Source organism: Paenarthrobacter sp. AR 02 (assembly GCF_021538675.1).
Classification (GTDB): Bacteria; Actinomycetota; Actinomycetes; order Actinomycetales; family Micrococcaceae; genus Arthrobacter.
In genome coordinates this window covers 518,221-538,718 of record NZ_JAJUKH010000001.1, presented here as the reverse complement: position 1 = coordinate 538,718, position 20,498 = coordinate 518,221, and the positions used below count along the sequence as shown (strand labels likewise).

General features: G+C 63.7%; 19 protein-coding genes. 14 read left to right on the top strand and 5 right to left on the bottom strand.

Translation table 11 applies throughout. From position 1 onward, the window contains the following. Window positions 1-29: 29 nt before the first annotated feature. The 3 genes from LRQ04_RS02485 to LRQ04_RS02475 are packed head-to-tail and all read left to right on the top strand — an operon-like array spanning window position 30 to window position 2,889. Entirely contained in the window at window positions 30-1,409 is a 1,380-nt protein-coding gene (locus LRQ04_RS02485; RefSeq protein WP_235517414.1) for a hypothetical protein, read from the top strand. A gap of 11 nt (window positions 1,410-1,420) precedes the next feature. Continuing rightward, window positions 1,421-2,215: an endonuclease III gene (gene nth, locus LRQ04_RS02480; protein ID WP_235517413.1), complete on the top strand. Its 795-nt coding sequence runs from the start codon at window positions 1,421-1,423 to the stop codon at window positions 2,213-2,215. After that, window positions 2,212-2,889, top strand: a complete 678-nt coding sequence (locus LRQ04_RS02475; RefSeq protein ID WP_235517412.1) for a CoA pyrophosphatase — start codon at window positions 2,212-2,214, stop codon at window positions 2,887-2,889. The genes nth and LRQ04_RS02475 overlap by 4 nt, the downstream gene beginning before the upstream one ends. Before the next feature lie 42 nt (window positions 2,890-2,931). Here the strand turns inward: LRQ04_RS02475 and LRQ04_RS02470 are convergent, their stop codons facing one another. Next, a complete protein-coding gene (locus tag LRQ04_RS02470) occupies window positions 2,932-4,623 on the bottom strand; it encodes a bifunctional 3'-5' exonuclease/DNA polymerase (protein WP_235518630.1) in 1,692 nt (563 codons plus the stop codon). Window positions 4,624-4,775: 152 nt separating this feature from the next. Here LRQ04_RS02470 and ssd point away from each other — a divergent pair, with 152 nt between their 5' ends. The 7 genes from ssd (at window position 4,776) to LRQ04_RS02435 (ending at window position 9,934) form a co-directional block, all read left to right on the top strand. Next, window positions 4,776-5,888, top strand: coding sequence for a septum site-determining protein Ssd (gene ssd / locus LRQ04_RS02465; protein WP_235517411.1), 1,113 nt, complete (start codon window positions 4,776-4,778; stop codon window positions 5,886-5,888). After that, window positions 5,885-7,147, top strand: a complete 1,263-nt coding sequence (locus LRQ04_RS02460) for a TadA family conjugal transfer-associated ATPase (protein WP_235517410.1) — start codon at window positions 5,885-5,887, stop codon at window positions 7,145-7,147. Before ssd ends, LRQ04_RS02460 begins: the two co-directional genes overlap by 4 nt. Continuing rightward, a complete protein-coding gene (locus LRQ04_RS02455; protein ID WP_235517409.1) occupies window positions 7,144-7,920 on the top strand; it encodes a type II secretion system F family protein in 777 nt (258 codons plus the stop codon). Before LRQ04_RS02460 ends, LRQ04_RS02455 begins: the two co-directional genes overlap by 4 nt. Then, the gene (locus LRQ04_RS02450; RefSeq protein ID WP_235517408.1) at window positions 7,920-8,528 is read left to right on the top strand and encodes a type II secretion system F family protein; all 609 of its coding nucleotides are present in this window, start codon (window positions 7,920-7,922) and stop codon (window positions 8,526-8,528) included. The genes LRQ04_RS02455 and LRQ04_RS02450 overlap by 1 nt, the downstream gene beginning before the upstream one ends. Window positions 8,529-8,754: 226 nt before the next feature. Next, a complete protein-coding gene (locus LRQ04_RS02445) occupies window positions 8,755-9,171 on the top strand; it encodes a DUF4244 domain-containing protein (protein ID WP_235517407.1) in 417 nt (138 codons plus the stop codon). Then, window positions 9,168-9,554, top strand: a complete 387-nt coding sequence (locus LRQ04_RS02440; protein WP_235517406.1) for a TadE family type IV pilus minor pilin — start codon at window positions 9,168-9,170, stop codon at window positions 9,552-9,554. Before LRQ04_RS02445 ends, LRQ04_RS02440 begins: the two co-directional genes overlap by 4 nt. Next, entirely contained in the window at window positions 9,551-9,934 is a 384-nt protein-coding gene (locus LRQ04_RS02435; protein ID WP_235517405.1) for an Rv3654c family TadE-like protein, read from the top strand. Before LRQ04_RS02440 ends, LRQ04_RS02435 begins: the two co-directional genes overlap by 4 nt. 8 nt (window positions 9,935-9,942) lie before the next feature. Here LRQ04_RS02435 and LRQ04_RS02430 read toward each other — a convergent pair whose 3' ends face one another. Together LRQ04_RS02430 and LRQ04_RS02425 are read right to left on the bottom strand one after the other, a co-directional pair. Continuing rightward, window positions 9,943-12,285 carry a DEAD/DEAH box helicase gene (locus LRQ04_RS02430; protein WP_235517404.1) on the bottom strand — a complete coding sequence of 781 codons (2,343 nt, stop codon included), beginning with the start codon at window positions 12,283-12,285 and terminating at the stop codon, window positions 9,943-9,945. 99 nt (window positions 12,286-12,384) lie between these two features. Next, window positions 12,385-13,080 (bottom strand): GNAT family N-acetyltransferase, encoded by a 696-nt coding sequence (locus LRQ04_RS02425; RefSeq protein ID WP_235517403.1) that lies wholly within the window; start codon window positions 13,078-13,080, stop codon window positions 12,385-12,387. A 146-nt stretch (window positions 13,081-13,226) separates the two neighbouring features. Between LRQ04_RS02425 and LRQ04_RS02420 the strand changes: the two genes are divergently transcribed. Beyond that, entirely contained in the window at window positions 13,227-14,123 is an 897-nt protein-coding gene (locus tag LRQ04_RS02420) for a rhodanese-related sulfurtransferase (protein ID WP_235517402.1), read from the top strand. A gap of 9 nt (window positions 14,124-14,132) precedes the next feature. On the opposite strand, the gene LRQ04_RS02415 is transcribed toward LRQ04_RS02420, so the two are convergent. Together LRQ04_RS02415 and LRQ04_RS02410 are read right to left on the bottom strand one after the other, a co-directional pair. After that, window positions 14,133-14,657, bottom strand: a complete 525-nt coding sequence (locus LRQ04_RS02415; protein WP_235517401.1) for a hypothetical protein — start codon at window positions 14,655-14,657, stop codon at window positions 14,133-14,135. A 65-nt stretch (window positions 14,658-14,722) separates the two neighbouring features. Then, complete coding sequence (locus LRQ04_RS02410; RefSeq protein WP_235517400.1) at window positions 14,723-15,166, bottom strand: DUF6023 family protein; 444 nt, start codon at window positions 15,164-15,166, stop codon at window positions 14,723-14,725. A gap of 94 nt (window positions 15,167-15,260) precedes the next feature. On the opposite strand from LRQ04_RS02410, the gene LRQ04_RS02405 reads away from it, so the two are divergent. The 3 genes from LRQ04_RS02405 to topA all read left to right on the top strand — a co-directional run bounded on the left by LRQ04_RS02405 (window position 15,261) and on the right by topA (window position 20,475). Next, on the top strand, window positions 15,261-16,928 hold the full coding sequence (locus LRQ04_RS02405) for a methyltransferase (RefSeq protein ID WP_235517399.1): 1,668 nt from the start codon (window positions 15,261-15,263) through the stop codon (window positions 16,926-16,928). Continuing rightward, window positions 16,925-17,626: a helix-turn-helix transcriptional regulator gene (locus LRQ04_RS02400; protein ID WP_235517398.1), complete on the top strand. Its 702-nt coding sequence runs from the start codon at window positions 16,925-16,927 to the stop codon at window positions 17,624-17,626. The genes LRQ04_RS02405 and LRQ04_RS02400 overlap by 4 nt, the downstream gene beginning before the upstream one ends. Before the next feature lie 125 nt (window positions 17,627-17,751). Beyond that, window positions 17,752-20,475, top strand: coding sequence for a type I DNA topoisomerase (gene topA, locus LRQ04_RS02395; protein ID WP_235517397.1), 2,724 nt, complete (start codon window positions 17,752-17,754; stop codon window positions 20,473-20,475). Window positions 20,476-20,498 lie beyond the last annotated feature (23 nt).

The following is a 20,498-nucleotide window of genomic DNA, read 5'->3' as shown; positions in this document are numbered from 1 at the left end:
CAAGGCGCCGCCGTACGAAGGAGAAACAGATGAACCAGCTGAGCCCAGGCCCGCACGACTCACAACCGACGGGACCGGACACCACGGCTGGCACGGCCACCCCTGCAAGTGGCACCGCTGACGGGAAGCCGTCGAAGTTCGACGCTGTCGCCGGTCCTTTTACCATCCGGGACCTCACCGTGTTCGGCTCCACCCTCCTGATGTTCGTGGCATCCCTCCTGCCGATGTTCGGAGAGCGCTACAACCTCTGGAACCTTGGGAACCTGTTCTTCCTGCTGCTCGGCATCATCCTGCCCTTGGTCGTGACGGCACTGTTCGTAGCCCGCAGGTTGCAGCCAAAAACCGTTGTGCGCATCGGCTCCCTGTCCATTGACCAGTTTGCATCGGTCACGGCTTCCTTCGCTTTCCCGCTGTTTTTCCTGACGATCGCCGACTCCTTCAACGGTGGTGTGCTGCTGGGGTTGGTTGGTTCGGTGGGCCTGCTGGCTGCGACAGTTCTTGGCCCTCATCTTCCGTGGCTCTCCGCTGATTTCAAGGGGCGTGTCGAGACGCCGGCGCACGTTATTGCCCGTGAAGCGGTTGTGCCTAGCCGTAAGCCTGCCGCTCCCAAGGCGCCGAAAGCGCCCAAGCCGGCCGCAACTCCGTCCACTCCGGGCTTTGAAGGATCGGCTGCCGGATACCAGGCTCCGGGTCCCGTAGTTTCATCGGGAATAGCCGGCGCTGCCGCTGGTTCCAGTGCTGCCGTCGGTTCGGCCGCTGCCGCGGGTTCCAGCCCGTTGGCGCCGGCCGCTTCCGCAAATACAGAGCCGTCAGCTGCCACCGCGGCCTCCGCCGTCGTTCATTCAGCCGACGCCGGCTCCGGTTCGGCGCCTGCTGCCTCCGGTGCTGGTGCATCGCCCGCAACACCTGTGGCTCAACCGGCCACCTCAAACGGAGCAGTTGCGTCCAGCGAAGATGGCAAGGCCCCGGCGTCTGCTCCGGAGCCGGCAACTACCCAGCACGCCGCTCAGCCCGCGGCGCAGCCGGGGCCCGCGGAGGCAGGACCGGCCCAGCCGGCCAACGCCCAGCCGACCGCGCAGCAGCCGACCAACGCCCAGCAGCCGTGGGCTGCCACGATGGCTACTCCCATCGTTTCCGGTGACACCCGGCGCGTCAGCGACTCCATCGGCGCCACCGTGGACCCGGCAAGCCGTCCGGAGGAATCCGATTCCCCCGCGTATGAGGCCTTCTGGTTCGCTGTCGCCCAGCCACGCACGGCGTACGACGAACACTCCGGCGCTCCTTCCTTCACCATCGAACCCGGCGGATGGGTCCTCGCGTTGGAGGACCGCGGTCACGAGTTCCTGGTTCAGGACACTGACGGCAAGGTTGGGGTCCTCAGGGAGCTCAGCAACATCGAACGCGGCTAGGCGGGGACGCCGTGGCCACCGCCGAAGCTGGTTCGCTCCTCGCACTCAAACGCCGGGCACGCAAGATCAACAGGGTTCTCGCCGAGAAGTACCCTTACGCGCATGCGGAGCTGGACTTCCGGAACCCGTTCGAACTGGTCGTGGCCACAGTCCTTTCCGCCCAGACAACCGACGTCCTGGTCAACCAGGTCACCAAGATCCTGTTTGCCCGCTACCCGGACGCACGGACCATGGCTGAAGCGGACCCTTTTGAACTTGAAGCAATCCTTCAGCCCACGGGTTTCTTCAGGGCAAAAGCCCGCAATGTCCTGGCGCTCAGCACCCGTTTGGTGGACGAGTACGACGGCGAGGTCCCGGGTCGGTTGGACGACCTGGTAACGCTGCCGGGAGTCGGGCGAAAGACCGCCAACGTTGTCCTGGGCAATGCCTTCGGCGTTCCCGGGATCACCGTCGACACGCACTTTGGACGCTTGGCACGACGGTTCGGCTGGACTGCGTCGGATGATCCGGTGAAGATCGAATTTGATGTAGCCGAGCTGTTTGAGCGTCGGGACTGGACCATGCTCTCGCACCGCGTGGTGTTCCACGGACGCAGGATCTGCCATGCCAAGAAGCCGGCGTGCGGTGCCTGCCCTGTCGCCAGCCTCTGCCCGAGCTACGGCGACGGTGAAACGGATCCCGTCAAAGCGGCCAAGCTGCTGAAGTATGAGCTCGCCCCCGGAAATGAAGCATTGCTGGAACGGTTGCTGGCTGAGACCCATCGGGCCGCGGAAATCCGCATGGAATCTCAAAGGAGGCCCGGGTGACCGCGCTTGAGGAGTTGTCAGCACTCGTTGCCCGCTACGAGTCCGGCGAGCAACAGACCTCACGCCTGTGGGCCCAGCTGCCCGTCCTTGAGGAGACAAACCGTGCTGCCGCTGTCCTGATGTTGTTCGGCGTGCTGGACAACGTGCCCGCAGAATCCGGGCGTCCCATCGCCCCGGCCGACCTTGACGTCCTCCTGTTGGAGCGGGCGCACACCCTTGACGACCATCCAGGGCAGGTGGCCTTTCCCGGCGGCAGTGTGGACCCGGAAGACGAATCGGTGGTTGCCGCGGCCCTGCGGGAAGCCGTGGAAGAAACCGGTTTGGATGCCAGCGGTGTCCGTGTGCTCGGTGTGATGCCTGAGCTCGGACTTATCCGCAGCAACTTCCGGGTCACTCCGGTGCTGGCCTGGTGGGATGCCCCGTCACCTGTTCGCGTGGTGGACTATGGCGAATCTGCCCAGGTTTTCCGGGTACCCGTCCGGGACCTGCTGGACCCGGTCAACCGTGTCAGCGCCACCATCTCGCGGTTCGGCCGCACGTATACCAGCCCTGGCTTCACCGTTAATGGCGTGTTGGTGTGGGGCTTCACCGGAATGGTCCTGAGCGGCCTTTTCGATGAACTGGGCTGGACCGTTCCGTGGGACCAGAACAAGCTCCACGACATCGATCTCTAACAAGGCCCCGAAGGTGCCGTGCAGGGCCCTGAGCTCTTCCGGTTACTTGGCCTTGTCGTAGGAATCGACGACGGCGACACTCACCGGGAACTCCACCGGCACCTGCCCGAACATGAGCAGCTTCGCCGCTGCCGCAGCCTCTTCGATGGCCCTGATGCAGTCGTCCACAGCGTCGTCAGGCGCGTGAACCATGACTTCGTCGTGCAGGAAGAAGACGAGTTCACCGGAGGGCAATCCGTCGGCCCGGAAAGCCCGCAGCCGCCGTCGTAATTCAGCGAGCCAGCACGCCGCCCATTCGGCCGCGGAGCCCTGGACCACGAAGTTGCGGGTGAAGCGGCCGCGTGAGCGTGCCAGGCTGTCCGCCCGGCGCTGCTCCTCGGCGGTGGTGGATTGCCGGCTCCGTAACCAACCGACTGACGGGGGTGGGCTGCTTCGCCCGAGCCTCGTCGTCACGGTCCGGCCCGCTTCGCCCTCGCGGGCCGCCTGTTCCACGAACCCCACCGCGCGGGGATAGGTGCGCGTGAGCTGGGGCATGAGCCTGCCCGATTCGCCGGTGGTAGCGCCATAGATCGCGCCCAGGAGCGCAATCTTCGCCTTGGCTCGGTCACCACCAAACCCTTGCGCCGCGATACCTGCGTAGAGGTCCTTGTCCCGTGCCGCTTCGGCCATTTTGTTGTCCTGCGCCAGTGCCACCAGGACGCGGGGTTCCAGCTGGGAGGCGTCAGCGACGATGAGCTTATGACCGGGATCGGCGTGGACTGCTGCCCGGATGTTGCGCGGTATCTGCAGGGCACCACCACCGCGGGAAGCCCAGCGCCCTGAAACTACTCCGCCCACGACGTACTCCGGGTGGAACCGGCCGCCACTCACCCAGGCGTCCAGCCAGGCCCAGCCGTTGGCCGTGTGCAGGCGCGACAGCTTCTTGTAGGCCAGCAACGGCTGGATGGCAGGGTGCTTCGACTCCTGAAGCTCCCACTGCCGCGTACTTTTTACTTCGATACCGTTCCGGTGCAGGGCCCGCATGAGGTCCTGCGGGGAGTCGGGGTTCAAACCAGGGGAGTTCAGGATGCTGCGGAGCTCGGCGCACAGGGCCTCAAGTGCTGGCGGCCGGTGTCCTGGTTGGGGCCGTGGCCCGAGGACATCCGCCAGGATCTGTTGATGGAGCTCCTCCCGCCATGGGACACCGGCGTGTTGCATCTCGACGGCGATGATGGCGCAGGCTGACTCAGCGGCGAGCAGCAGTTGGAGGCGCTGCCGCTGCTGCTGGTCCGTGGACACCTGGGCGACGGCATGCTGTTGGGCCGTGAACTCTTCCTTGAGCTCAGCCAGGCCGGCTTTCGGAGCTGAGGTGACGATGTCATCGAAGAGGGCGCCTTGGTCGGCGGGCGGCGGCGGGGGCTGCAGGACGCGGGGAGGTGTCGCATCGTCGTCCTGAGTGAGCTTCACGGCGTTCTTTGCGTAGTCCGTGTGGGCTGTGAACTCCGAATGGGCCAGGATCGCCCCACACAAGGCCAGATCGTGGCACCGTTCCAGCTCGACTCCGTGAACCAGGAGTTCCGGGTACCAGTCCTGGGCGCGGTGCCACACCCAGCGGGGCCGCTGGGTTTCCATCTCACGCACGACGCCGGGCAGCTCGCCACGTGTGACAAGGCGTGGGTCCGCCGTAGCTTTTCCCGTGGGGGAGATTCTCTGTATGGCTGCGCCTTCCTGGTGGGCGGCGAGCAGCAAATACATGGTTTCCATTCTGCCTTGTGCGGCGGTGTGCCGTGGCCTTTCTCCACAGGGCTTGGTCCGACCCGTCCTCCACACCGCTGGCGGCGCTCCTTTATGCACATACGGATGATGGGCCCTTCAAGCTGGAGTCTCCGGCAGCCATGGTGGGGTTCATGAGCAAGCACGATCGAAGGCAAAAACGAACCGGGAGTCCGGATGTCGAGGTAGGTGCCAACTGGCTGCCTCAGGATGCCGTTGAAGTCCTCCTCGTATCCAGTGATAGCTACCTTCAAGAGGAGGCCAAACGAATCGTTGCGGCCGCAGGGGGAAGCCTGCGGACCGCGGCGGATGTCGGGGAAGCCCTCCAAGGGTGGGACAGCGCCGCCGTCGTCCTGGTGGGCAGTGACGTGCGGGAGTTACCACCGCGGCGAAGAGCGCCGACGGTGCTGCTGGGCAGGGCCTCGGACGGGGACGGACTGTGGAGGTTGGCAGCTGCCTTGGGAGCCGAACGTGTGGCGGTACTGCCTGAAGCAGCTGGCTGGTTGGCCGAACACCTCAGCCTGTCCGGGTCCCCTGACCCGGGCGGGAACGTGGTGGGTGTCATCGGCGGCAGCGGCGGGGCAGGCGCCACTACCACCGCGGTCTGGCTTGCCCAGGCAGCTGCCAGCCACGGCATCAGCACCATGCTCATCGACGGAGATCCTTGGGGCGGTGGGCTGGAACTGGCGGTGACGGCAGATGACATTCCCGGCCTTCGATGGCCGGACTTCGCAGAAACCAGGGGAAGCATCGACCCCACCCAGTTCCGGGAGTCCTTGCCGATCGCCGGAGGGTTCGCCTATTTGTCGTGGCCAGGAACACGGGACGCAGTCCCGACTCCCGACGCCGGCGCGGTGGCTGCCGTCATGGATGCCGCGCGCCGGAGTTTCGAGCTCATCGTGGTGGACATCGGGCGAAACGGTGACGGAACGTCGACGCTCGCTTGGGACTGCGACAGATTGCTGCTCCAAGCCCTGTCCCACCTGAAGTCCGCGGTCGCTGCTGCACGGATCCTGCAAGAACTCCCGCCAGTGGATTCGGGCCTGCTCATCCGCGGAAACAGTTCCACATCAGTCGACGCCTCGCTGATTGCGGATTCTTTGAGTTTGCCGCTGGTGGGCCGGGTTCCGGAGCTTCGGGGAGTAGCGTCAGGGACTGAGCTGGGACGCCTGCTGGAACTGGGCCGTCGTAAACCTGTGGTTCGTTTTGCCGAGGCTGTCCTTGAACTGGATGGAAAAGGCCAATGAATCGCGTACCCGATTCCGCACGCAGGAGGCATGGCCGGAGGCTGGACTCGGTCCTTCTCGAAACCGTTCGGGAATCAGTGCTCGCCGGTAGTGGGCCCGTGACTCCGTCCACCGTTGCGGCAGCAGTCCAGGCAAGCGGCAGGCTGCTGGGGGCGGCTGGTGCGTTGGAAGCGGCCGAGTCGATCAATGCGGAGCTGAACGGACTTGGCCCCCTCCAGCAACTGGTCCGGGACCCCGCCGTCACGGATATCTTCGTCAACGGCCCGGAGTCAGTATGGGTGGACCGCGGCCAGGGCCTTGAACGTTCAGCCATTCGCTTCGACGACGAGCAACAGGTCCGGTCGCTCGCCTCCCGGTTGATCTCGGCCGGCGGACGCAGGCTGGACGACGGTTCCCCGTGCGTGGACGTCAGGCTGAACGGCGGCTACCGGATTCACGCCGTGCTCCCGCCCATATCGACAGCCGGCACCCTACTGTCCGTTCGCATCCGACGCGAGGATGTCTTCGCGCTGGAGGAACTGCAGGAGCGGGACATGTTTCCCGAGCACGTGGAGGTAGTCCTTCGCGCCATCATGGCCCGCAAGCTGAGCTTCCTGGTCAGTGGTGCCACAGGCTCGGGAAAGACAACGTTGCTCTCTACTTTGCTCGGGCTCAGCAGTCCGACGGAGCGCCTGGTGTTGATAGAAGACGCGGCGGAGCTCAACCCGGTCCACCCTCACGTGGTGACGCTGGAGTCGCGGCACGGGAACCTGGAGGGTGGAGGCGCGTTGGACCTCGGAGAGCTGGTCCGGCAGGCCCTGCGCATGCGTCCTGACCGATTGATTGTTGGAGAGTGCCGTGGAGCTGAGGTCCGTGAACTACTGACTGCGCTCAACACCGGGCACACAGGCGGTGGGGGAACCATCCACGCCAACACCGCAGAGGCCGTTCCGGCACGTCTGGTCGCCTTGGGCGCGCTCGCTGGGCTGAACGCGGAGGCCGTCCGGTTGCAGGTTTCGAGCGCCTTGGATGTGGTGATCCACGTGGAGCGGACGCAGTGGGGACGCAAGGTGGCATCCATTGGTGTCCTGGCTGACACCCCTGAGGGCCAAAAGGTAGTGGCTGCGCTCCGACGTAGTCCGTCCGGAATGGAACCTGGACCAGCGTGGCCGGGACTCGCCGTCCGGCTCGGGCTGGACCCTGCCGACCCGAAGAGGGTGGCAACGCATCACACCCTCCAGGTTCCGGGCCCTTCGACGGTAATGGGCCGGAACGGATGATCGCCGTATTCGTCATCGTCACAGCCTCAGCGGCGTGGGTGCATGTCCGGGGCAGCCGTGCTGACAACCGGCGGGTCCTGCGCAGCTTGGGAAAGCCGGCGGTGCTCCGCAGGGGTTTCCAAGACTTCACGGTGGGTTTCCTACGCAGGAAGAAACGCCCGGCACCCCTGTCCCTTGTGGTTTTGGTCCAGCAACTTGCCGCCTTGCTGCGTGGTGGCCGGGGGCCTTCCCGGTTGTGGGAAGAACTCTGGCTGGTCCACGCTGCGCAGCAGGACGAAAACCGCGTCGCACCAACCGAAACAGCCTTGCTTTCTGACAGTTCACAAAGGGTGCTGGCCGCCGCACGTGCAGCGGCCGCCGTCGGAAATTCACCGGCCCTCGCCATCCGCAGCTCAGCAGCCAAGTCATACACGGCCCGGGGAAGCAAAGAGCGGCGCGTGTGGATGGAGCTCGCCGCGTGCCTGGAAGTAGCCGAAACCAGCGGCTGCCCGCTGGCGGACCTCCTCACCCGTTTCGCAGCCCAACTCATAGCCGAAGAGGATGCGGAGGCTGCCCGGCAAACTGCGCTCGCAGGTCCCAAAGCGACAGTGAAGCTGTTGTCGTGGCTCCCGGTTTTCGGACTGCTGCTCGGGATGGCCCTGGGGGTGGACCCGTTGGGGATCCTGCTGGACAACATTCTTGGTGTTGCAACCTTCGGAGCGGGGCTACTGCTGACCGTTGCGGGCCGCGTCTGGTCGTCACGGCTGGTTGCCTCAGCTGCAGGCGGATACTGATGTCCGGAGTCATGCTGATGGTTGCCGTTCTGGCTTTGGCCTCATTCATCTGTTGGGCCAGACCCGGGCATCGTAAGGGCCCGCTGGGAACACCGCATGGAATTCCTTGGGCTTTGGCGGGCACTCCCGGCCCGGAGGCCTCCGACGGGCCGGAGCATCCTCGCTCGCCAACCGACGGTCTCCGCGACACAGCGATGATGCTGGAGCTGGTGGCTTCCATGCTCGACGCTGGTGCGGGCATCGGGCGTGCGTTGGAGCTCATCTCTCGCGCGGCTTCCCCGTCGATCCAGCAGTCGCTGAGACCAGTCGTTGCGGCACTGGCAATTGGAGCCGACTGGGAGACCGCCTGGCGGACTCCCACGCAACCCGCACCCGAAGTGGTGCGGTTGAAAAATGCGCTGGCTTTCGCAGCCATCACGGGTGCTCCGTCGGCGTCGATCCTTTATGCCCAAGCGGCCCGGGAACGGCGCGAAGCCTTCCGTGCCGCAGAGAAGCGGGCGGCAGCGTTGGGCGTGAAACTAGTCATTCCATTGGGCCTTTGTTCGTTGCCCGCCTTCATCTGCCTTGGCATCGTGCCCGTGCTGATCGCCATGGTGCCCTCTGGCTGAGCGGGTCACCCCCTACAGCTCCCTGAGCGCCCGCCGCGCCATCGTGACGGGCGCTCAGTTGTGACGCCGTCTGTAGTGCCACTGTCCGCGGTGCCACTGTCCCTCCACAATCCGTGCGAAGTCGGGGTTTTCCACTTGCGGGAATCGTTCCCTACCAGCCCCGATCCAGCCACGGAAGAGTCAGGTCTGTCGGCAGAACCGTCGGCATCTTTGAAAGGAAGCAACCATGAAAACACTTCTTCGTGCTCCGTCCGGACGCCGCTCCCAACTTCGCCGAGCAAGTCAGGCATTCGGTACTGCAGAAGAGGGCCATGCAATGAAACCCTTCGGAATCGAGCAGTTCGAACTGGAGCCGTTTATGGATTCCGGATTCGGCGATGTGCCGGCTCCTACCCCTGCAACTGACCTTGATCTCGCTGCGCCCTGCGGAGTCGGGACACTCAAACGCCGGAGAGAGCGGAACAGGGGTTTCGGGGCTGATGCCCGGGTTTTCGGTTCGGAAGCGGGCATGGCCACCGCCGAGTACGCCATTGCTACGTTGGCTGCCGTCGGCTTGGCCGGGCTGCTGGTGGTCATTCTTCGCAGCGAAGAGGTACGGGGGTTCCTGCTCAACCTGATCCGCACGGCTCTGTCCCTGCCATGACGCCAGTGCTGCCTGCCTGCAGGAGTGAGCTCCGCTGGGGCAAACAACAAGGCGCTGTCACTGCCGAGTTTGCCGTCGCTTTGCCGGCGGTGGTGTTACTCCTTGCCTTCCTGTTGGCAGGTGGCGCCGCAGGCGTTACGCAGGTACGGCTGGAGGAGGCAGTCCGGGCGGGGGCACGTGCATCAGCAAGGGGTGAGTCGCCCGGGTCGGTGGAAACCATCGTCAAGCGTTTGGCTGGCGAAGCAGCTGTTCCCGGCTTGTCTGAGGAGGGCGGCTGGTGCAGGGTCACGGCCACCTCTCCGGTTGGCGGGGCCTTGGGATACCTGATCCCGTGGAACCTGAAGGCCTCTGCGTCGGCCCGGACCGAGTCGGTTTCCCAATGAAAGCGCTAGTGACGGCTCGCCATCCTGCACCAGGCCGAGTCCAATCCGACCGCGGGGCTGGGACGGTCCTTGCTTTGGCTCTGGGAGCGGTGGTCATGGCCTTGCTGGCAGGGCTGTTGCTTTTGGTCCAGGCAAGCGTTACGGCGTCGCGGGCAGCCACTGCGGCTGACCTCGCGGCGCTGGCAGCTGCTGATGCCGAACGGGGTCTTGCTTCGGGAGAGCCCTGCGCAGTGGCCGGCGATGTTGCTGGGCGTCACGAAGCCCGGCTCACCTCCTGCAAGGTTCTTGGCGGCGACGAGGTAGAGGTCACCACCGAACTGGCGTATGCCTTCGCTTGGGGCGCTGCCACCGGACGGGCCCGTGCCGGGCCGCCGCCCTAGGGCGGTGCTTAGACGGCGTCCTTCAACAAGACGTCCAGAAGTGTAACGGCGGCTGCCTTGTCCAGGGGGTTGTTCTTGTTGCCGCATTTGGGTGACTGAACACAGGACGGGCAGCCAGCCTCACACTCGCACGCCTTGATGGCGTCCCGGGTGGCCGACAACCATATTTTGGCTTTCTCGTAACCGCGTTCCGCGAAACCGGCACCGCCCGGGTGTCCGTCATAGACGAAGATCGTGGGCACTCCGGTGTCGGCATGCAAGGCAGTGGACACGCCGCCGATGTCCCATCGGTCGCTGGACGCCACCAGGGGGAGGAGCCCGATGGCTGCATGTTCAGCAGCATGCAAGGCGCCAGGGAACTGGGCTTCCACCAGCCCTGCGCCATGAAGCGAACGGTTGTCCACCACGAACCAGACGGCCTTCGTGAACAGGTCCCGGGCCCCGAGCTCGAGGGGCTCCTCTCCGAGGATCTCGTTTGAAATCAATGCCTTGCGCTGAAAGGAAACCACTTGCGTCGTAACTTTGACATCGCCGAAGTGCACAGTGATGTCACCCCATTGGACCGTGCGGGATGTTTCGAGCACTTCGATCTGGGTGACGTCACGGGCCGTGGTGTAAAAGTCGGGATTCACCCGACGCACCATCACGCAATGATCTGCCTCGTTGAGGTCTTCCACCAAGTAGCTTTCTCCTTGGTGGACATAGATGGCGCCGGTGTGGGCCTGGTAGTGGGTCTGCGGCGAATCCATTGTTCCCAGCAGGGATCCGGTTCCGGCGTCGACAATACTCACAGGTCCGCCGCCGTCGGCCCGGAGGTTGACCATTCCGGCCGCACTCTCGGGGTGGGTCCAGAACCATCCGGCTGGACGTTTGCGGAGGTACCCCTGGGCCACCAAACGATCCAGGAGACCTTCGGACGTAGCACCAAAGAGCTCCAACTCAGCAGGTCCGATCGGCAACTCGGCCGCGGCCGCACACAGATGCGGACCCAGGACGTACGGGTTTCCCGGATCAAAGACCGTGGCCTCAACGGATACGTCAAAAATGGCTTCCGGGTGGTTGACCAAATACGTATCCAGGGGATCGTCGCTTGCTACGAAAGCCGCGATGGCGTCTTGTCCAGCCCGCCCCGCGCGTCCAATCTGCTGGAAAAGGGACGCCCGTGTTCCCGGCCAGCCAGCGACGAGCACGGCGTCCAGCCCCGATATGTCGATGCCGAGTTCCAACGCGGATGTGCTGGAGACCCCCAGAAGCTGCCCGGACCTCAATGCTTGTTCCAGGGCCCGCCGTTCTTCTGGCAGGTAGCCGGACCGGTACGCGGCCACCCTTCCAGGGAGGCTGGGGTCGACCTCGTCCAAAAGCCTTTTGGTGATGGAGGAAATGGACTCGGCCCCGCGCCTGGACTTGATGAAGGCAATGGTCCGGACCCTCGAGGAGACCAGGTTGGCCAAAATGTCAGCGGTTTCGGCCACAGCGGTCCGTCGCTGCTTGGCTCCGTTCTCACCCCTGACGTCGGTCAGTGCGGGTTCCCAGAAAGCCACCGTGGTGGACCCGTGCGGAGAGCAATCTTCAGAGACTTCCCTGACGGGGGCGCCGATCAGCCGGCCGAACGAGACCCCGGGGTCCGACGCGGTGGCAGAAGCCGCGATGAACACGGGCTCCGGGAAAGTTGTACCAGCACCGTAGTATGCGCAGATCCGCCGGAGACGTCGCATGAGGTTGGCAACGTGAGAGCCAAAAACGCCCCTGTAGCTGTGCGCTTCGTCCACAATGACGTACCGGAGCCTCCGGAAGAACCGGGCCCACCAGGTGTGGTTGGGAAGAATTCCGAAATGCAGCATGTCCGGGTTGGCCAGGATGAAGTTGGCGTGGTCCCGGATCCATCGGCGGGCGGGTACGTCAGTATCGCCGTCATACGTTTCTGCCCTGACTGTGGGCAGTTTCAGCCCGCGTATGGCCGCCAGTTGGTCTGCCGCCAAGGCTTTGGTGGGGGACAGGTACAAGGTGACGGCGCCGTCGTCGTGGATCTTTCCCGGATCGGAGAGGACCCGCAGTTCCGATCGGTGGATGGCGTCCAGGGCGGGCAACTGATATGCGAGCGACTTTCCGGAGGCAGTACCGGTGGCGATGACTACGTGTTGGCCGGAGTGGGCAATGTCGGCAGCCTGGACCTGGTGACGGTACGGCTCCTGGATGCCGAGTGTCCCGTAGGCGTCGACAATGTCTGGATGCACCCACTGGGGCCAGGGCTCGTTGACCGCTTTGCGGGCAGGGATGGTGTGGACATGGCGCAGCTGCTCGGGGTCGGGAGTCCGGCCCAGCAAGGAGATCAGCGAATTTGGTAAAGCCACCGAATCATTCTGTCACTGTTCGTACCGTCGCCCGGTGGAGAGCCGCGAACGGCGGCACGCAGGGGTGCTGCCGTCGTCCATGGCTTCAGGGAGGAGGTGTCAGCTACCCGAGAGGTCCGATCCTTCGGTTCCGCTGGCCGACATCATCAGCACGTGGCCCACGACGTCCCATCCAAGGTGCGAATACAGTTTCTGTCCGTCCAGGGAAGCCAGGAGAAGCCCGTTCTCCACCTGGTGTGAATAGGCCTGGGCCGCGAGGGCTTTCATGATGAAGGTCCCAAGCCCCCTTCGCTGGAAATCCGGTTCGGTGACGATCTTGTCAAAGACAGCGGTTCCGTCCACCACGAAACCCCGGCCACTGGCTGCGACTTTCTCGCCGCTGTGGACCACCGCGTGGTGGACGCCGTTCGACTCGGACACTGCAAGCTCCAGGTCGTCATCAGGAAGCCAGGGATCCTCGGCGTCCTGTGTTTCCATGTCCACGATCATCATGGTCTGGGAAGCGGACGTCACCGTGAGACCGTGCTGTTCAGCGAGGAATTTGTACCTTTGGACGTCATTGGTGAGGACCGTCAGGATGCGGGCCGGTGATTCCGCGGTCTTTGCCGCGAGGCCGGCGAACTCGTCATCGGAGGGATCGTGGGCGAAATACTCCCAGTCACCGGTTTTGTCGGCTCGCAGGGCTGCAGGGAAACGACCCTCCTTGCGTTTCTCATAGCCACGGCAGCCGGACCAGCCGGCTACCCAGACCTCCAAGAGGTGCGCAATGTCTTCAACCAAGGCGTCTGGACTCATGTAGAGAGAGTATGCCAGCGCCCGGGGAAGCAACAGAGCGATACCAGCCGGAGGAACGTTGCTTATGCAATTGTGACTTCCCGGCGGTGGACGGGCGCTCCAGGCCCCAGCAGGGCCGATTTTACTGCACCAAGTACCCTTGAATAGTGGCTTTGAACCGAATCGTGCTCTTCTATGGCTTTACCCCGATTGCCGACCCCGACGCCGTGCGTCTGTGGCAGCGTGCCCTGTGCGAAAAGCTCGGGCTGACCGGCCGGATCCTTATCTCCAAGGATGGCATCAATGCCACGGTCGGTGGCGAGCTCAACAACATGAAGCAGTACGTTAAAACGACCCGTGAGTACCGGGGCTTCCACGACATCGACTTCAAATGGTCGGAGGGCAGCGCCGCGGACTTCCCGCGCCTGAGCGTCAAAGTACGCGACGAAATTGTGTCCTTCGGCGCACCCGGCGAACTCAAGGTGGACGCCGGGGGTGTGGTTGGCGGTGGCAAGCACCTCCAGCCTGAGGAGTTGCACGCTTTGGTCGACGCCAAGAAAGCCAGTGGCGAAGACGTGGTGTTCTTCGATGGGCGGAACGCCTTCGAAGCGCAGATCGGCAAGTTCAAGGATGCGATCGTTCCGGAAGTGGACACCACCCACGACTTCATCAAAGAACTCGATTCGGGTAAGTACGACCACCTCAAGGACAAGCCCGTAGTGACGTATTGCACCGGGGGCATCCGCTGCGAAGTTCTGTCCAGTTTGATGGTTAACCGCGGCTTCGAAGAGGTCTATCAGCTGGATGGCGGAATCGTCCGATACGGCGAGACGTTCAAGGACAAGGGGCTCTGGGAAGGTTCCCTGTACGTGTTCGACAAGCGCATGCACGTTGAGTTCAGCGACGAAGCCAAAACCCTTGGTGAATGCGTCCGATGCTCAGCACCGACGAACAAGTTCGAGAACTGCTCCAACCCCAGCTGCCGAACCCTGACCCTCTACTGCGCCGACTGTGCTTCCAGCCCCGAAACCCTGCGCTGCCCCGGGGGCTGCGACGCCGCATGACCGGCTGAGCTACAGTTTGCTCACCCGGTAGGCGAAGTTGGCTTCCGACCTGGATCCCACCGTGATGGACAGCACCGCGTCCGTTTCCAGCTGCACCACGTTGACCCGCGCATTTGCGCACCCCAGAGTCAGGTCCACGAGCTCCGCTTCACCCACTTTGACGGCAAACATCACCCGTCGGGTGCCGCGGCATGCCAGCGTCACTGCGTAGGTTCCGCCCGGCAACTGCATCGTCTGCTCCGATTTGGACTCCCCGGCGTTGAGGTAACCACTGCTGGAGAAGAACGACTTCCCTTGGGATTCGGGCAGCGCCGACTTCGCCCATTCTTGAAGCGCATCCCCGGTGACAGTCTCTTCCAGCTCGGGATCGGGCGGCAGAACCACGTTGCCTGCCGTAGCGCTGGGATCTGCCTGCGGGCCGCCGTCGCCCGTGTATTCGCAGCCCGCCAAGCTTCCGCCAATCGCAATGAGGAGTACGACGGCGGCCCTCGCCGACCGCCGTGCCATCACCGAGCGAGCTGCCTTGCTCCCCATGCACTGACTTTACGCCCGCATGGCTTGCGGCTGAAGGCTTTAGTGCGGGAGGTGGCGGGGCTCGATTAACTGGTTGCGGGAGCCAGGTGATAGGCGAAGATCAGCGGGGCGTCGACACTGCTGGTGGAGATGCTGAGGGGGCCGGTAACGGGCACCTTGATCTTGACGATGTCACGGTTTCCGTTGCATGCGGCGGCCGCGTCGGTGATCTTGTTCCCTCCCGCGGAGACCGCGAAGTAGGCCTTGCCGCTCCCGTCGCACGCCATTGTCAGGGTGTAGGTTCCAGCGGGGACACTTGCCGCTTCCTTCAGCAGCGGGTCCCGGTTCAGTATCTTTCCCGAGTCCTCCAGCACCACACCATTGGCTTCCGGGAGAGCAGTCGCCTTCCACGCTGGGACGTCCGCGTCCGCGATGTTGGCCGGTGCCTGGCAAGCACAGGCTGCCATGAGGACTGCAGCAGTGATGGCAACAAGGCCCGCGCGGCGCCTTGTGGAGGAGAAGTTGAGCATAAACTCAACGCTACCGGCTTCGGACACCGATCTTTGTCCACATAGCGTGGGGCCGGCATCCGCAGCCACCGTTTACCGCACCTACACTTGCAAGGTGACTGAGACAGCTACCTTCTTTACAACCGGCAATATTGACGATGCTCCGCGCAGCGACCGTCCGGAACTGCTCACAGCGCTCGCCGCTGACCTCCGCGCAATGTCCTACACCGTGGACGGGGTGGCTGAGCTGTTGGGTCAATCCGCGTCAGATGCCCTGGGAAGGGATCAACTCATCCCCGCATTGTTGGCCAGCGAACGGCTCGCTGTCTCTGAAGATTCGGCGGTGCGGGCGCTGACCACCGTGGTGCGGCTGTGGCTGCTCGCCGTCCCTCAAACCACCGCCGCAATGGAAGACGCTGTCCCCGGGACCGGCGTGCAAGGACTGGTGGAACTGGGGCTGGTCACGGCGGAATCCGGGATGGTCCACGCCAAAGTCGACTTGCGGCCCTACGGCTGGGATGCCAACCCTGACGGCAGCGGGGGCGCCGACCTCTGGGTGGCAAGCGACCTCGCCGCCCATCAGCAGCCGGGCGTACTGAGGCACGACCATGTGCTGGGAATCGGTCGCGCATCGACGACACTTGTCCAAACCACGGTCAGGCACCACACGGAGCGGGCGCTCGACCTGGGGACCGGGTGCGGCATCCAAACCTTTCACTTGTTGCACCACTGCGACCATGTGACCGCCACGGACATCTCCGAGCGTGCCCTTGCCTTCACCCGGTTCAACCTCCTCCTCAATGCGCGGGAGTTGGACCTGGATCCCGACGATTTGGGGAGCCGCGTAAGCCTGCGATTGGGATCGCTGCTTGACCCCGTGGAAGGGGAACAGTTCGGCTTGGTTGTGTCCAACCCACCGTTCGTGATCACGCCCCGGACTGGCAGCGAATCGCCGTCGGAGCAGTTCACTTACCGGGACGGTGGCCTGCCCGGCGACGAGATCGTAGCTTTCCTGGTCCAGTCCCTGGCGCGTGTCCTCCAGCCGGGAGGGACCGCCCAAATGCTCGGTAACTGGGAAGTCACCTCAGGGTCTGACTGGAAGGACCGTCCCACAGCATGGCTGAATGACTCGGGTCTGGATGTCTGGTTCATTCAACGCGAGCAGGTTGGGCCGGAGCAGTACGCGGAAACGTGGCTTCAGGACGCTTCACAAAACCGTGAGGGCGGCCACTATAAGGAGGCATACGCCGCATATCTGCAGGACTTCGCGGCGCGGAATGTCGAGGGCATTGGCTTTGGCATGATCTGGCTCCGCCGTCCGGTGTCCCCCGAGGGGGCCATCATCAACCGCTTTGAAGAGATCACCTACGCCATCGAGCAGCCGATTGGACCCCACCTCGGCGCCGCCGTGGAACGCGCAGACTGGGTGGCAGCCAATCCGCTGCTGGACGCTCATCTGGTGGTCGCGGAAGATGTCACGGAGGAACGCCACCAGCGTCCGGGAGCAGAGCACCCCGGGGTGATCCTCCTGCGCCAGGGCGCAGGCCTCCGCCGAACCAACTTGCTCAGTACCGAGCTCGCCGGCTTCGTTTCGGCATGCGATGGACAGTTGTCGGTCGGGCAGATCGCCTCGGCGCTGGTAGCCCTCCTGGGCGGCAGCGAAGACTTCGACGAGGATGCTTTCCGGGAAGGCTTGCTCCGGGAGGTCACCAACCTCGTCCTGGATGGCTTCCTGGTCCCCGACTCGTTCCTTCTTTCGCCAGCCGGGCAGGCCACGGCATGAAAAAGGACGCTGCGCCGCCCGCCGGCCCGCATGGAAGTGACGCTGACTACACTGATGAAGTGATTGCGAACAACCAGCCATCCCAAGCGTCAGGCGACGTTCCCCGGCGCAAGCGTGCCGAAAAGACGATTGAGATCACCGATCCCAAGGCCATTCGCGCACTTGCACACGCTGCCCGCATCGAGGTCATCTCCGAGCTCTACGCTACCCAGGTCAGCCACACAGCAACCGAACTCGCAGCGAGGACCGGCCTGACCCCCAGCGCAATGAGCTATCACCTCCGTGCGCTCCAAAAGTGGGGGATTGTGGCTCCGGCGGAGAATGCAGGCGACGCCCGTGAACGGCGTTGGAAGGCCGCAGGGACGGACTTCACCATCTCGGGAGGCAGCGTAGCCAGCCCGGAAATCGCAGTGGTTGACCTGGAGCTCGATGCGTTCCGCCGAAGGGCTTCGGCATTTGCCAGGGCCCGTGGCGAACGCCGCCAGCGGGGTGGCTCCGGCGAAGAGCCTGCTGCCGTGGTTTTGGCGAGCAACCTGCTGTACCTCACCAACCCGCAACGCAAGGAGCTTTCGGACCGGATCCGTGAAATTCTGCGTGAGTACGAACTCGAGGACCCTACCCAAATACCCGAAGGTGCCGAACGTATGGCAACCTTGTGGTCAATGATCCCGGATGACCGCGTAGCACCCGGACAGTAGGAGCCCATCCGGGTCCTCGCACCACCGCCCTGGTTTCCCTGCAACAACGCAGGATTCTACAAACTATGGTGAACTAGGCCAGTATGGGCACCAGCCCAATGACACATTTTTTCTGTAGGAGCACCGTGCCCAGCAAGGCAAAAACCGGCAAGAAACTCGTGATTGTGGAGTCTCCAGCCAAAAGCAAGACCATCGCCAAGTACCTTGGCGAGGGCTTCATCGTCGAGGCTTCGATAGGCCATATCCGTGACCTCCCGCAGCCCTCTGACCTGCCTGCAGAACTGAAGAAGACCTCGCTGGGCAAGTTCGCCGTCGACGTCGAAAACGACTTCAAGCCGTACTACGTTGTTTCCCCGGACAAGAAGAAAAAGGTCGCAGAGCTCAAGGCGCAGCTGAAAGACGCTGACGCGCTTTACCTCGCAACCGATGGGGACCGCGAAGGCGAAGCCATCGCGTGGCACCTCCTGGAGGTCCTGAAGCCCAAGGTTCCCGTTTACCGCATGACCTTCGGCGAAATCACCAAGGAAGCCATCCACCGCGCCATGGACAACCTGCGCGACGTCGATACGGCTTTGGTGGATGCCCAGGAGACGCGTCGAATCCTTGACCGCCTCTACGGCTACGAAATCTCCCCGGTCCTGTGGCGCAAGGTGGCCCGCGGGCTTTCGGCCGGACGTGTGCAGTCCGTGGTCACCCGCATGGTGGTTGACCGCGAACGTGAACGCATGGCCTTCCGTGCAGCGTCGTACTGGGACCTCACTGGTCAGTTCGGTGCGGATTCCGGCTCTTTCAAGGCCAAGCTCGCCGCCGTGGATGGCTCAAAGGTAGCCAGTGGCCGTGACTTCAATGACAACGGCCAACTCACCTCCTCCAATGTGGTGCACCTCAACGAGGAACTCGCCACGACACTGGCATCCGGCCTGGAAAACGCGGACTTCCGTGTTCGTTCGGTAGATACCAAGCCGTATACCCGCAGGCCGGCCGCGCCGTTCACCACGTCCACCTTGCAGCAGGAAGCCGGCCGTAAACTGCGCTTCTCGTCCAAGAGCACCATGCAGGTTGCCCAGCGCCTGTATGAAAACGGCTACATCACCTATATGCGTACGGATTCGTCGGCTTTGAGCGACGAAGCCCTGACAGCGTCCCGGCGCCAGGCAGCTGAGCTTTACGGCCCCGAGTACGTGCCGCAGAGCCCCCGTGTCTATGCCAACAAGGCCGCCAACGCCCAGGAAGCGCACGAAGCCATCCGACCTGCCGGTGACTCCTTCCGGACTCCGGCCCAGGTTGCCAAGCAACTCAGTGGTGACGAGTTCCGCCTGTACGAGCTCATCTGGAAGCGCACTGTTGCCTCCCAGATGGCCGATGCGAAGGGCTCCACGGCCACGATCCGCCTCGGTGCGGTTGCAGCTGACGGCAGGGACGCAGAATTCTCCGCCTCCGGCACGGTCATCACCTTCCCCGGCTTCCTGGCCGCCTACGAAGAGGGCAAGGACGAAAGCCGCGGAGACGACGACTCCGATGAGGCCCGGCGCCTGCCGAACGTGGCCAAGGGTGACGCCCTGACCGCCTCGGACATCCTGGCCGTGGGCCACGAAACCTCACCGCCGCCGCGCTACACCGAAGCGTCACTGACTGCGGAGCTGGAAAAGCGGGGCATCGGACGGCCTTCTACCTACGCCTCCACCATCTCCACCATTCAGGACCGCGGCTATGTCCGGAAGCAGGGCTCCGCCTTGGTCCCGAGCTGGATTGCGTTCTCTGTGATCCGCTTGCTGGAGCAGCACTTCACCGATTATGTGGACTATGAGTTCACGGCGGACATGGAAGGCGACCTGGACAAGATCGCCAATGGCCAGGCCGCAGGAACCGCCTGGCTTAAGCACTTCTACTACGGCGAAGACGCTGATCCCGGCCTGTTGAGCATCGTGAACAACCTCGGTGAAATCGATGCCCGCGAGATCAACTCGGTGCCGATCGCAGAGGGCATCACGCTGCGGGTGGGCAAGTTCGGGCCGTACCTGGAAAGCTCCATTCCCACCGTGGATGAGAAGACCGGCGAAGTAGTGGAGTCCGCCAGGGCGAATGTTCCTGAGGAACTGGCTCCGGACGAGCTCACCGCAGCCAAAGCCAAAGAGCTCATGGAAACGGCAGCCCCGGAGGAACGCGTCCTGGGCACGGATCCGCACACCGGCCACACGATTGTGGCAAAGAACGGGCGCTACGGCGCGTACGTCACCGAGATCATCCCCGAGATGACCGAGGAACAACTGGCCAACCAGCCCGTGGAGTACTACAAGAACGGCAAGCCCAAGCCGCCGAAGAAGCCCGTAAAGGCCAAGCCCCGTACAGGTTCGCTGTTCAAGTCCATGACAGTGGACACTGTCACCCTGGACGAGGCCCTGCAGCTCATGAGCCTTCCCCGGGTCCTGGGTGAGGACGCCGACGGCAACCCCATCACCGTTCAGAACGGCCGTTTTGGTCCCTACCTGAAAAAGGGTACCGACTCACGTTCCATCGGATCGGAAGAGGAAATCTTCACGATCACCCTGGAACAGGCGTTGGAAATCTACTCGCAGCCCAAACAACGTGGCGCACGGGCAGCCGTGCCGCCTCTTGCCGAGTTCGGTCCTGACCCTGTGTCGGAGAAGAACATCGTGGTGAAGGAAGGCCGTTTCGGGCCCTACATCACCGACGGCGTCACGAACATTACGGTCCCGCGCTCAACGTCCCTTGAGGAACTGACCCGGGAGCGCGCCGTCGAGCTTTTGGCTGAAAAGCGGGCCAAGGGTCCGGTCAAGCGGACCACCACCCGGAAGGCACCGGCACGTAAGGCCGCAGCCAAGAAGTAACAACTGCGACGGCCGGGACAGCA